This is a genomic window from Castellaniella sp. WN, assembly GCF_054457555.1.
Genome location: NZ_JBTKZC010000002.1, coordinates 550,655 through 563,396, shown reverse-complemented (window position 1 = coordinate 563,396; position 12,742 = coordinate 550,655). Strand labels below are relative to the sequence as shown.

Below are 12,742 nucleotides of genomic sequence, written 5' to 3'. Positions count from 1 at the left end.
TTGGAACGCGACGCGAATGCGAATCTCTACAACGTGCTGCGGGGCGGCTTTCCCGCCGACCTGGACGCCGTGGCGATCGAAACTCCGGAGCGCGTCTACAGCTGGGCGGACATCGACGCCATCAGCGGCCGCATGGCCGCGCTGCTGCGTTCGTTCGGCGTCCCGGCGCACGCGCGCGTCGCCGTCCAGGTCGAGAAAGCCCCCGAGGCTCTGATGCTGTACCTGGCGACCTTGCGCGCGGGCCTGGTCTACCTGCCGCTGAACACGGCCTACCGCGAGGCCGAGGTGGCCTATTTCCTGGGGGACGCCGAGCCCGCCGTGGTGGTCTGCGGGGACGGTGCGAAAAGCTGGTGCGAACCCCTGGCGCGGGCCAAGGGCGCTGTCCAGGTGCTGACCCTGAACGCCGACGGCCGTGGTTCCCTGGCAGAGGCCGCCGCGCCGATGGACCCGGTGTTCGAGACCGCGCGCAGCGCCCCCGGGGACCTGGCCGCCATCCTGTATACCTCCGGCACCACGGGGCGCAGCAAGGGCGCCATGCTGACGCACGCCAACCTGGCTTCCAACGCGCTCACCCTGCGGGACTTCTGGGGCTGGCGCGCCGACGACGTGCTGCTGCACATGCTGCCGATCTTCCACGTCCACGGCCTGTTCGTGGCGTCCCACGGGGCGATGCTGGCGGGCGCGCGCATGATCTGGCTGCCGAAGCTGGACGTGGACCAGGCCCTGCGCTACCTGCCGCGCTGCACCCTGATGATGGGAGTGCCCACCTACTACGTCCGCCTGCTGGCCGACCCTCGTTTCACGCGCGAGACCTGCGCCAGCATGCGGCTCTTCATCTCAGGCTCCGCGCCGCTGCTGGTGGACACGTTCCGCGAGTTCCAGAATCGTTCCGGCATGACCATCCTGGAGCGCTACGGCATGAGCGAGACCGGCATGATCACGTCCAACCCCTGGGATCCGGCGCGCGGCGAGCGTATTCCCGGCACCGTGGGGCCGGCGCTGCCCGGCCAGGCCGTGCGGGTGGTGGACGATGCCGGCCGGCCCGTCGCGGTCGGCGAGCCGGGCCATGTCCAGGTGCGCGGTCCGAACGTGTTCTCCGGCTACTGGCGCATGCCGGAAAAGACCCGCGAGGAATTCACCGCCGACGGCTGGTTCCGCACCGGCGACATCGGCATGCTGGGCGGGTCGGGCATTCCCGACGATTATCTGAGCATCGTGGGCCGCAGCAAGGATCTGATCATTTCCGGGGGCTACAACGTCTATCCGAAGGAGATCGAGATGGTCATCGACGCCATGCCCGGCGTCCAGGAGTCGGCCGTGATCGGCGTGCCGCACGCGGATTTCGGCGAAGCCGTCGTGGCCGTGGTGGTGCCGCGCGCCGGAGCGTCCGTCGATCCGGCCGCTGTCCAGGCGGGCCTGAAGTCCGGTCTGGCCAATTTCAAGGTGCCGAAAAGAATTCATGTGATCGATGCGCTGCCGCGCAATGCCATGGGCAAGGTCCAGAAGAACGTGCTGCGGCAGCAGTACGCGGACCTGGAATGAGAAGGGGCGTTCGATAGGCCCCGGCGGGGCCATGGCCGCGCCCGGACCCGGGCCGGCGACCTGCATAAAAATCATCAGGAGACAACTATGAAGCGACACATGCTATGCGCCATGCTGGGGCTGGCCCTGGCGGTCGGCTCGGGCACTTCCCTGGCCGAGACCACCTTGCGGGCCTCGCACCAGTTCCCGGGCGGGCAGGGCGATCCGCGCGACGAAATGGTGCAGATCATCGCCCGCGAGGTCGAGGCGGCCAACGTCGGGTTGAAGATCCAGGTGTTCCCGGGTTCTTCGCTGTACAAGGCCAACGAGCAATGGGGCGCGCTCACGCGTGGACAGCTGGACATGGCGGCCTTCCCCCTGGATTACGCCTCGGGCCGCGTGCCGCAGTTTTCCGCCACCCTGATGCCGGGCCTGGTGCGCAACTACGACCACGCCCAGCGCCTGAACCAGTCCAATTTCATGAAGGACATCAAGGCCCTGGTCGAGAAGCAGGGCGCGGTGGTCATCGCCGATGCCTGGCTGGCGGGCGGCTTCGCCTCCAAGAAGAACTGCATCACCGGGCCCGACACCATCAAGGGCCAGGTCATCCGGGCGGCCGGCCCGGCTTTCGAGCAGATGCTGGCGGCGGCGGGCGCGTCGATCTCGTCCATGCCTTCGTCCGAAGTCTATTCGGCCATGCAGACGGGCGTCCTGGACGCGGCCAACACGTCCAACGACAGCTTCGTCTCCTACCGTCTGTACGAGCAGGCCAAATGCCTCACGGCGCCGGGCGACAACGCGCTGTGGTTCATGTACGAGCCGGTTCTGATGTCCAAGAAGGTCTTCGACAGCCTGGAGCCCGGGCAGCGCGAGGCCATCCTGGCGGCGGCGAAAAAGGCCGAGGATTACTTCACCGGCGAGGCGCGCAAGGGCGAGCAGAAGATGCGCGACATCTACGCCAAGGCCGGAGTGGAGGTCGTGACCATGACGCCCGAGGACTATCAGGCCTGGATGGCGGTGGCCAAGCACTCCTCCTACCGCATGTTCTCCGAAAAAGTGCCGGGCGGCGACGAGCTGCTGAGGAAGGCGCTGGCCGTCCAGTAGCGGCCGGACGCGGACGCCGCCGGGGAACGGCGGTGTCCGCGCGCGGTCCGTCCGGGGGATGCCGGCGGCATCCCCCGCCTTGCGCGACACACAGGGAGGTCGCATGAATCGAGTCTTTACGCGCTGGGTGGAGAGCCTGACGCGCGCCTGCGGCGTGCTGTCGGCCTTGCTGCTGGTGTTCGCGATGCTGGTGGTCTGCCAGATGATCCTGATGCGCTACGTGTTCCGCGCGCCCACGATCTGGCAGACCGAGGCCGTGGTGTTCGGCGCCACGGCGGCGATCTTCCTGGGCGCGCCTTACGTGCTCATGACCAAGGGGCACGTCGGCGTGGATTTCATCCAGATGCTGGTGGGCGACCGGACCCGCCGCTGGATGGACCGCGCGGGCGCCTGGCTGGGCCTGGCGTTCTGCGTCCTGATGACTGCGGCCACGGGGCTGCACCTGTTCGAGGCGCTGGAAGGTGGCTGGACGACCTCCAGCGTGGCGGCCGTGCCGTTGTGGATGCCGCTGGCGCCGGTGGTGTTCGGCTTCGTCCTGCTGAGCCTGCAGTACGTCGTCGAAATCATGAAACTGTCGGGAGAGCCGTCATGACGCCCACCCTGGCGGGAATCTGCATCGTCCTGGGCCTGTGCCTGATGCTGGCGACCGGCATGCCCATCGCCTTCGCCCTGGGGCTGGCCGCCGTGGCCGGCCTGTTCCTGGACATGGGGCCGGGCGTGATCTATGTGCTGGCCGAAACCATGTTCGCCGGGATCGCCAACCTGGGCTATGTCGCCATTCCCATGTTCGTGCTGATGGGGGCCATCGTGGCCGGCACGCCGGCCGGCGGCGACCTGTACAAGGCCCTGGACCGCTGGTTGCACAAGGTGCCCGGCGGCCTGGTGCTGTCGAATATCGGCGCCTGCGCGATCTTTTCCGGCATGACCGGGTCCAGCCCGGCCACCTGCGCGGCCATCGGCAAGATGGGCATTCCCGAGATGCTCGGACGCGGCTACCCGGCCTCGGTGGCCACCGGTTCGATCGCGGCGGGCGGCACGCTGGGCATCCTGATCCCGCCCTCGGTCACCATGATCGTCTACGGCATCTCGACGCAGACCTCGATCGGCCGGCTGTTCCTGGCGGGCGTGCTGCCCGGGATCATGCTGACCGCCCTGTTCATGGCCTGGGCTCTGTACGACGCCCGGCGCAAGGGCTTCCGCTTCGGCGCCGGGACCCTGAACTATTCCTGGCGCGACAAGCTGGCCGCCCTGCCCAAGGTGCTGCCCCTGCTGCTGATCATCCTGGGCATGCTCTTCGTGCTGTACGGCGGGGTGGCCACCCCCTCCGAGGCCGCCGGAGCCGGCGCGCTGCTGACGCTGGTGGTGGTCGCCCTGATCTATCGCCTGTTCCGCATGAAGACCTATGTCGATGTGTTCGGCTCGGCGATGCGCGAAAGCGTCATGATCATGATGATCATGGCCTCGGCCGAACTGTTCGCCTTCGCCCTGTCGTCGTTGTTCATCACCCAGTCCCTGGCGGCGGCGATCGCGGCGCTGGAGATCAACCGCTGGCTGCTGATGGGGCTGATCAACGTCTTTCTGCTGGTGGCGGGGATGTTCCTGCCGCCGGTGGCGATCATCGTCATGGCCGCGCCGCTGCTGCTGCCCATCATCACCCAGGCGGGCTTCGATCCCTACTGGTTCGCCGTGGTGCTGACGATCAACATGGAGATCGGCCTGATCACGCCGCCCGTGGGGTTGAACCTGTTCGTCCTGAACGCGATCGCGCCGGACGTGCCCACCCAGGAAATCCTGAGGGGAGCGCTGCCCTACGTGCTGGTGATGATGGCCGCCATCGTGCTTCTGTGCCTGTTCCCGGGCATCGTCACCTGGCTGCCCGACCTGATCATGGGGGCGGCGATCACGTAGGCGCGCCGCCCGGCCCCGCCCGCCGGGACCGGGTTCAGCCGGCCGCCGCCGGCCGGGCCCGCGCCGCCGACCGCCGCGGCGGCGCTTCCAGCGCCCGCATTTCCTCCTCGATGCGCTGCGCGGCCTTGATCATCTGGCGCAGGGGGTAGGCGATGGTCGCGTAGTCGCCCTCGGTCTCGATGACGTTGGGCGGCGCGGCCTCCCGGCCCGCCAGCGCGTCCTGCGTGGCCGTCAGCGCTTGCCGGATGCCTTCGGGTTCGTCGTCGATCAGGGCCAGGTGCGGGATCACGGCGGCGATCTGCGAGGCCAGCGTATGGTTCTGGATCAGCAGGCGGTTCAGTTCGGGCACGTGACGCTGGCGGCTGACGGGCTCGTCCATCATGCGGTAGAAGGCCGAGGCGAAGTTGCTGAAGGCGATGTGCACGTTCTTGCGGGCCAGCCGCCAGCGTACATCGGCCTCGCCGGATTCCGGGGCGTTCTCCGCGCCCGCCGCCCGCGCGGCGCGGCAGGCGTGGACGTGGTCCAGCCCGGCCTGCAGGAAGGCCTGGTTGGCGGCTCGCAGCGCCCGGGCCAGATCGCCCAGGGTGTTGCGTTCCCAGGATGGCAAGATGTAGCTGCAGGTCAGCGCCAGGATGCTGCCGATCACGGTGTCCGCCAGGCGCTCGCCCACCACCGCATTGGACCCCGGCGCCAGGAAATGGAACACCAGCAGTACGAACAGGGTGTTGAATACCGCCGACAGGGTGTAATTGACCTGGACCAGGCTGTATCCGAGGATACTGCAGGCCACCAGGATGAGCAGGTAGGCGAGGGGGTTCCGCACCAGGGCGAACAGCAGCAGCGACAGGCCGCAGCCGATCAGCGTGCCCGTCAGGCGCCAGCCGTTGCGCTGGCGGGTCAGCGCGAAGCCGGGCTTCATGATGATCAGCACCGTCAGGATGATCCAGTAGCCGTGGCCCGCCATGCCCGGGTCCAGCGCGCTCACCAGCGGGGCATGGGCCAGCAGGGCGCCCACCATCATGGCCAGCAGCGCAGCGACCGCCACGCGCAGCGCGTAGCGGAAATGCGCCGACTTGGGGTTCAGATTGCGCGTCAGCAGGTCCGCGCGCCATTTCTGCCGTGTCAGGAAGCGGTTCAGAGTCTGGCTCGCGCGGGCCGGGTCGGTTTCCGGCGGGACCGGGTTCACGGAATGGTCCGCCATGCGGTCGACCTGGCGGGTCATGTTGCGCAGCCGGCGCAGCACCTGGACCAGCAGGGCGTAGAGTTCCGGGTCGGACTGCGGCATGCCGCCCTCGCGCAGCTGCTGCAGCTCGAACTCCAGGGCGCGCAGTTCGGCCTTGACACTGTTGCGCACCCGGTGGCGGCGGTTGCGCGCTACGTTCAGGGCCAGGCCGGCCACGTTGGCGGCGAGCTTGAGCATGGCGTCGCGCACGAACAGCAGGATGTCGCTGTCGGGCAGCGCGCGCCGCAGGGTGGCATAGTCCGTGTGGGTGGCCACCATGCTGTCGAGCAGGTTGATCATGTCGACGAACAGGTTCAGCAGCCCCTGGCGCAGGCGGTCGGCGTGGGAGGCGGTGCCGCGCGGTTGCTCGCGCAGCACCATGTCGCGGGCGGCCTGGTGGGCCTCGGTCATGAGCGCCTGGCGGCGGATCAGCTTGCGGTAGCTGTCGTCCAGATCCTGGTGGATGTCGTAGAAGCGGGCCCGCGCGGCAATGTAGTCGGCCGTGGCGAACAGCGCCACGGACAGAACCTGCTGTTCCTCGCGGTGCCACAGCAGCCGGTGGGCGGCGGCGCTGTAGAGCAGGTAGAAGGCCCCGCCCAGGAACGAGGTCAGCGTGTGCTCCAGCACGTCGGCCGGTGTCAGCGGCGTGCGCAGGGTCAGGGTCATGATCAGCAGGCAGGCGAAGCCCAGCAGGCCGCCGTGCTTGCCGTAGACCGTCAGCATCGAGAAGCCGAAGCACAGGACGGGCACGGTCAGCCAGACGGCCAGGACGTGGCTGGAGGCCAGGCCGGTCAGGAACGTGGTGACCGAGCCCAGGCAGAGGGCGGCGAACATGCCGTTGATGCCGTAGCGCCGGGGGCCTCCGGGCTGGTCCAGGATGGCCACGCAGGCGGCGCCGACCGCCGCCACGAAGCCGCCGGCGTGCCAGCCGAAGACCCCGGACAGCACCAGGGCCGGCAGCAGCACGCCCGTGGCCTGGCGCAGCCCGCCGAAGAAATGGTGGCTGTAGAAGAAGCGCTGCAGCTGCGGGGTGGACAGGATCATGCGGCCGGCATCCGGTGTCGGGGTGGTGAGCGGAAGTATAGAGAACACTTGGCCGGAGTATCTAGTTACTCCGGCAGGCGGGGGCAGGTCATGAGGCCGATACCCGGGAGGGCGAGGATTCTTTATGCTTTCCATCAGTGGATTTCCCGCTGACGAGATCGAGGCGCCATGACTACTCCATCCTCCCGAAAAGCCCTGTCCGTGCTGATCTCCAGCACGTTTGCATTCACGATCTGTTTTGCCGTCTGGATGATGTTCGCCGTGCTCGGCATTCCCATCAAGACCCAGCTCGGCCTGTCCGAAACCCAATTCGGCCTGCTGGCGGCCATGCCGGTGCTCTCCGGTTCGCTGGTGCGGGTGCCGCTGGGCATCTGGACCGACCGCTACGGCGGACGCATCGTCTTTTTCATGACCATGATCGCGGCCGTGGTGCCGATCTGGCTCATGTCCTACGCCACCCAGTACTGGCAGTTCCTGGTCCTGGCCCTGTTCGTCGGCCTGGTGGGTGGTACCTTCTCCGTGGGCACGCCCTACGTGGCCCGCTGGTTCAAGCGCGACCGGCAGGGGTTCGCCATGGGCGTGTTCGGCGCCGGCAATTCGGGGGCGGCGCTCACGAAGTTCGTGGCGCCGGCGCTGATCGTGGCCGCCGGCGGCGCATGGACCATCGTGCCGCAGGTGTATGCCGTCGGCTTGCTTGTCACGGCCTGCCTGTTCTGGGTGTTCAGCGCCACGGACCCCGCCCACCTGCAGGCCGCTTCGAACACCGGCTTCCGGGCCCAGATGAAGCTGCTGCGTGATCCCCGGGTCTGGCGCTACAGCCAGTACTACTCGGTGGTGTTCGGCGGCTACGTCGGTCTGGCGCTCTGGATGGTGCACTACTATGTCGATGAATACGGCTTCAGCATGAGCACGGCCGCCTTTCTCGCGGCCTGCTTTTCGCTGCCGGGTGGGGTGCTGCGCGCCCTGGGCGGCTGGATTTCCGACCGCTTCGGCGCCTATCGCACGACCTGGTGGGTGATGTGGGTGGCCTGGGTCGCGTTCTTCATCCTCAGCTATCCGAAGACCGACTTCACGATCCAGACCGCTTCCGGGCCGCTGTCCTTCCACCTGGCGCTCAGCCCGACGATGTTCACTATCCTGATGTTCGTCGTGGGGATTGCGATGGCGATCGGCAAGGCTTCCGTGTTCAAGTTCATCTCCAACGACTACGACGGCAACATCGGTGCGGTTTCCGGGATCGTGGGCCTGGCTGGCGGCCTGGGCGGCTTCATCCTGCCGATCCTGTTCGGCGCGCTGCTGGACTTCACGGGCATCAATTCCAGCTGCTTCATGCTGATGTATGGCACGGTCTGCGTCTCCCTCGTCTGGATGCACTACAGCTTCCGCGGCGAAGGGCAGCGCGCGCCCCGGTCCCGGGCGACGGGGCTGGCCGCCGACGCCGCCTGATTCCGCCTTCTTCACTTCACCGCGCGGCCGGACTCCGCCCTCCCGAAGCGGACCGGCCCGGCAAGGAGGACTGCCGTGCACGACATCCAGCGACTCCTGGGCGGTTTCAAGGGGTTCCGCAGGCGCTACTACCAGGAAGATCCTTCCTTGTACCGGAGCTTGTGCGAAGGCCAGCGGCCGGCCACGCTGGTGATCGCCTGCTGCGATTCCCGGGTGGATCCGGCCCTGATGCTCGGGTGCGAGCCGGGCGAATTGTTCGTCGTGCGCAATGTGGCCAACCTCGTGCCGCCGTATGGCCGGGGCGAAAGCCACCAGGGGGTGCTGGCGGCCATCCAGTTCGCGGTCGAGCAGCTTGCCGTCGAGCGCATCATCGTTCTGGGGCACAGCCAGTGCGGCGGCATCCACGCCCTGATGAAGCAATCCTTCACCACACGGGCTGAAGCGGGCGTCGTGGGACGCTGGGTGTCCGTGGCCGAACCGGCCCGGCGCGAAGTCATGGCCCGCATGCCGGGCGCCTCCCTCGAGCAGTGCTGCCGGGCCTGCGAGAAAGCGGCCATCCGGATCTCGCTGCGCAATCTCGAAAGCTTTTCCTGCGTGCGCGAGCGGCGGGCGCGGGGGACGCTGTCGTTGCACGGCTGGCACTTCGACATGGCGCGCGGCGAGCTCGAGGTCTATTCCCCTCGGGTGGATGCCTTCCTGCCCTTGTGCCTGTCCGACCCCGGCACGCGGCGGGAGGCGCCGGCGGCCCGGTCCGCGAGGCCCGGTGGCGGCATCGGCCGGGCCGCCGCTATACTGGCCTGACGGGCCGTTCCCTGGTTGCGAGTCCCGTCTTTCCGGCCGCGTGCCGGGGCTTTTTCCTTCCGCATGGACTAGGGCCTGTTCACACTAATCAAGGAGATCGCGTTGGGTTTGAGCGCAGTCGAGCGCAAGGCGTCCATCGCGGCAAGACTCAATGTCTTGCGAGGATGGACATACGCGCGGCGCCAGGCGCCTTGTTCAATCTGATTTTTCATGGCTTCGCGACTCCTTGATTAGTGTGAACAGGCCCTACCCGAACCCCCCCTACCTGGATTCACCGGTCTTCCGCTATCGCCTCTCGACGCGCATCATCGCGACCTCGGCGGTGGTGCTGGTGATCGTGCTGGGGATGATCGGCTGGACCTTGTGGCTGTCCTGGCAGCTCGAAGGCGCCGGCGCGGCGATCAATGACACCGGCAGCCTGCGGATGCGGGCCAACCAGGTCGCCATCGCCCTGTTGCGCGACACGACGCGGCGGGGCGAGCCGTCCACGGCGCGCGGCGCAGCCGGTGCCGGGCCGGTGGGCATCGCCGCCGCGTCCGGTCCGCCGGATCTGGATGACCTGCTCTCGGCCCAGGAGCGGATTCTGGGACTCATCCGCGAGGGGGATGCGGCCCGACCCCTGGCCCTGCCGCACGATCCCCGGATCCGGGCCCAGATGGGTCAAGTCACAGCCCTTTGGGACGAACGGCTGGTACCCGCCGCCCGGGCGGTCCGGGCGGGCGAGCCGGTCCGCATCTACCTGGACCTCCTCCCGGGTTTCGTGGCCCAGGCCGACCACCTGGTGCGCATGATCGAGGGCGACAGCGCCCGCAAGACGAGCCGCCTGCGCTTTTCGCAGGGGATGCTGATCGCCATGGCTTGCGCCGGGACGCTCGCCCTGGTGTATCTCCTGTACCTGTGGATCATCCATCCCGTGCGTCGTCTGCAGGGCGGCCTCCAGCGCATGGCGCGGCGGGAATTCGGCGTGCGCCTGCCGGTGGACCGGCTCGACGAGTTCGGCGTGCTGGCCCGCGGATTCAACCGCATGGCCGACGAGCTGCAGGGTCTCTACAGCGACCTGGAGGCGCGGGTGGCCGAGAAGACCGCCCAGCTTGCCAGTCAGAACGAGGTTCTGTCCGCGCTCTACGACATGGCCGCCTTCCTGAACCGGCCCAACGACATCGAGGCGGTCTGCCAGGGCTTCCTGGACCGGGTGATCCAGCGCTTCGGCGCCGACGGCGCGGCGATCCACCTGCGCGGTCCCCGGGGGGACCGGGCGCGGATTTCCATGACCGCCGGGCGGGAAGACGCGAAGCGCTTTCCTGAATCGGCGGTATTCCGGGTCTGCACCCAGGAGGATGAACTGGGCGAGTTCAGGCTGTATTTTCGCGAACCGCATCCCCTGGGAGCGGAGCAGATCCATCTGCTGGAAACCCTGGGGCTGCATCTGGGGGTGGCGGTCCAGAACCGGCGCCTGAGCGGTCAGGCGCGCCAGCTGGCCATGGAGCAGGAGCGCAATCTCGTCGCGCAGGGGCTGCACGACAGCATCGCCCAGGGTCTGAACTTCCTCAATCTGCAGTTGCAGCTGCTGGATCGCGCGGCGGACCGCGCCGACCTGGACGAGATCCGCGAAATCGTGCCGTTGCTGCGTACCGGCGTGGACGAAAGCTACCAGGATGTGCGCGAGCTGCTGAACAACTTCCGCACTCAACTGGGCGAAGGCGGGCTGCTCGACGCGGCGGAAGAGGCCGTGGCCCGGTTCCGCCGCCAGACCGGGATCGAGGTTTCATTGCGTTCCGACGGCCTGATGGGCGGGGCGCCCCTGACGCGGGTGCAGCAGCTCGAGGCCCTGTTCATCCTCCAGGAGGCCCTGTCCAATGTGCGCAAGCACGCCGAGGCCAGCAAGATCGACATTCACCTGAGCAACCGCACCGATTTTCGCATGGAGATCACGGACGACGGGATAGGCTATGATCCCGACAGTCTCGCCGATCGGCCCGAAGGGCATTTCGGCCGCCGTATCATGCAGGAACGCGCGCGGCGCATGGGCGCCACCCTCACGGTCTCGACCGCGCCCGGCCAGGGGGTCTCGATCGTGCTGGAACTGCCGGCCAGGCAGCGCCGGCTGGCCTGATGAAACCATGCGCGGATCGGGCATGTATCCTGGGGTGAAAACATGATCAGAATCCTGCTGATCGACGACCACAGCCTGTTTCGCACGGGCATCCGCCTGCTGCTGCAGCGGTATCCTGAATTCGACATCGTCGGCGAGGCGGCCGACGGCCTGGAAGGCATCAAACGGGCCCGCGCGCTGACGCCCGACGTGATCCTGCTGGACTTGAACATGCCCGGGCTCTCGGGGCTTGCGACCCTGCAATTGCTGGCCCAGGACGTGCCCGATTGCGCCGTGCTGGTGCTGACCGTGTCCGAGGACGCGGAGGACCTGGGCCAGGCGCTCCAGGCGGGGGCCAGCGGCTATCTGCTGAAGAACGTCGATAGCGATGCGCTGGTGGCCGCCATCCACAAGGTGGCGGTGGGCGGGGCCACGATCGCCGACGAGATGACCGGCAAGCTGGTCGAGCAGTTCCGGCGCCGGTCCGATCCGGCGCTCGGCGGCCGGGGCCAGCGGGATCGCCTGACCCAGCGCGAACGCGAGATCGTCCAGTGCCTGGCGCGCGGCGAAAGCAACAAACTCATCGCCCGCAACCTGGATCTGTCCGAGAGCACGGTCAAGATCCACGTCCAGAATATCCTGAAGAAGCTCGACCTGAGCAGCCGGGTCCAGGTGGCGGTGTATGCCGTCGAGCACGGCCTGCTCGACGATGCCTGATCGGGGGAGCCGTCCGCCCGGCGTGCCGTGCGCGGCCGTCAAAGCGCCAGGTTGATCCGGTCCGCCTGTTTCTCGAAGAAGTGGTAGCCCGAGGCCCCTTCCGACAGCAGATCCAGGAGCGTCTCGCCGTCGCGCACGCGGGTGCCGCCCACGATCCGCACGCCCCGTTTGCGATAGGGGCCCGGCAGCAGGGGCGCCGTGGGGCCGATGACGGCGATGCGTGTTCCGGGACGGGCGAGCGCCAGCAGATCGTCGAGCGTATCGTTGATCAGCGTGGTGGCGGTGCTGATCAGGATGTCGCCCCAGGGGACGACATCGGGAGCCGTGCCGGCGGGCGCGTAGTGCGGAAGTTCTTCGGGTTTCAGCGTCGCGGGGTCCATTTCCAGCACCCGGTAGTCGCGGCCTTCCCGACGGAAGGCCCGCATGTAGGGGGTGAAGGCGCCCACCAGCACGGCCTTCTCCCCTGGCCGCGGCATCAGCGCATCGCAGGCGTCTCCCGCCGAGATGTCGGCATCGCCCGGAGGGCCATCGCGCCGCCAGAGCGTTTCGATCAGGGCATTGAGGGTTGCGATCGCCAGGGTCCGGCGCATGGGGCCGATCCTGGGGTCGAGATCCTTGAGCGCGTCCGGCACGGGACGCCCGCGCAGCTTGCCGGGCGTCGGCAGGGCGCTGAGAGAACTGGAGCAGCAGACGGCGGCGGGAATGTCCTTGATCGGCGAGGCCGACAGGCCGCAAGCGCCATTGTCCAGAAGGACGCCGGTGAAGAACAGGCCGACCACGGCCCGTTCAATCTTCAGTCTCCCGGCATCGTCTCCCAGCCGGGCCATGGTTTCCGCCTGAAGGTCCTGCAGCAAGGAGGAGGATGTATGCATGATGGGTTTTCCTGT

General features: G+C 67.9%; 11 protein-coding genes. 8 read left to right on the top strand and 3 right to left on the bottom strand.

What is annotated here, in order from left to right; genetic code table 11:
* From ACTPOE_RS16475 to ACTPOE_RS16460, 4 genes are all read left to right on the top strand, one after another.
* Entirely contained in the window at nucleotides 1-1,542 is a 1,542-nt protein-coding gene (locus tag ACTPOE_RS16475; RefSeq protein ID WP_458873299.1) for a malonate--CoA ligase, read from the top strand.
* A gap of 87 nt (nucleotides 1,543-1,629) precedes the next feature.
* Entirely contained in the window at nucleotides 1,630-2,625 is a 996-nt protein-coding gene (locus ACTPOE_RS16470; RefSeq protein ID WP_458873298.1) for a TRAP transporter substrate-binding protein, read from the top strand.
* Nucleotides 2,626-2,728: 103 nt separating this feature from the next.
* Nucleotides 2,729-3,217, top strand: coding sequence for a TRAP transporter small permease subunit (locus ACTPOE_RS16465; RefSeq protein ID WP_458873297.1), 489 nt, complete (start codon nucleotides 2,729-2,731; stop codon nucleotides 3,215-3,217).
* Complete coding sequence (locus ACTPOE_RS16460; protein ID WP_458873296.1) at nucleotides 3,214-4,533, top strand: TRAP transporter large permease; 1,320 nt, start codon at nucleotides 3,214-3,216, stop codon at nucleotides 4,531-4,533. The genes ACTPOE_RS16465 and ACTPOE_RS16460 overlap by 4 nt, the downstream gene beginning before the upstream one ends.
* A 34-nt stretch (nucleotides 4,534-4,567) precedes the next feature.
* Here the strand turns inward: ACTPOE_RS16460 and ACTPOE_RS16455 are convergent, their stop codons facing one another.
* Entirely contained in the window at nucleotides 4,568-6,799 is a 2,232-nt protein-coding gene (locus ACTPOE_RS16455; protein WP_458873295.1) for an FUSC family protein, read from the bottom strand.
* A 168-nt stretch (nucleotides 6,800-6,967) separates the two neighbouring features.
* Here ACTPOE_RS16455 and ACTPOE_RS16450 point away from each other — a divergent pair, with 168 nt between their 5' ends.
* Together ACTPOE_RS16450 and ACTPOE_RS16445 are read left to right on the top strand one after the other, a co-directional pair.
* Nucleotides 6,968-8,245 (top strand): MFS transporter, encoded by a 1,278-nt coding sequence (locus ACTPOE_RS16450; RefSeq protein WP_458873294.1) that lies wholly within the window; start codon nucleotides 6,968-6,970, stop codon nucleotides 8,243-8,245.
* Nucleotides 8,246-8,320: 75 nt separating this feature from the next.
* Complete coding sequence (locus ACTPOE_RS16445) at nucleotides 8,321-9,046, top strand: carbonic anhydrase (RefSeq protein ID WP_458873293.1); 726 nt, start codon at nucleotides 8,321-8,323, stop codon at nucleotides 9,044-9,046.
* Nucleotides 9,047-9,114: 68 nt separating this feature from the next.
* On the opposite strand, the gene ACTPOE_RS16440 is transcribed toward ACTPOE_RS16445, so the two are convergent.
* On the bottom strand, nucleotides 9,115-9,258 hold the full coding sequence (locus ACTPOE_RS16440) for a hypothetical protein (RefSeq protein WP_458873292.1): 144 nt from the start codon (nucleotides 9,256-9,258) through the stop codon (nucleotides 9,115-9,117).
* Between the two features lie 17 nt (nucleotides 9,259-9,275).
* On the opposite strand from ACTPOE_RS16440, the gene ACTPOE_RS16435 reads away from it, so the two are divergent.
* Both ACTPOE_RS16435 and ACTPOE_RS16430 read left to right on the top strand, forming a co-directional pair.
* Nucleotides 9,276-11,159 carry a type IV pili methyl-accepting chemotaxis transducer N-terminal domain-containing protein gene (locus ACTPOE_RS16435; RefSeq protein WP_458873519.1) on the top strand — a complete coding sequence of 628 codons (1,884 nt, stop codon included), beginning with the start codon at nucleotides 9,276-9,278 and terminating at the stop codon, nucleotides 11,157-11,159.
* Nucleotides 11,160-11,201: 42 nt separating this feature from the next.
* Nucleotides 11,202-11,855: a response regulator gene (locus tag ACTPOE_RS16430; RefSeq protein WP_458873291.1), complete on the top strand. Its 654-nt coding sequence runs from the start codon at nucleotides 11,202-11,204 to the stop codon at nucleotides 11,853-11,855.
* 38 nt (nucleotides 11,856-11,893) lie between these two features.
* On the opposite strand, the gene ACTPOE_RS16425 is transcribed toward ACTPOE_RS16430, so the two are convergent.
* On the bottom strand, nucleotides 11,894-12,727 hold the full coding sequence (locus ACTPOE_RS16425; protein ID WP_458873290.1) for a Rossmann-like domain-containing protein: 834 nt from the start codon (nucleotides 12,725-12,727) through the stop codon (nucleotides 11,894-11,896).
* Between the last annotated feature and the right edge of the window lie 15 nt (nucleotides 12,728-12,742).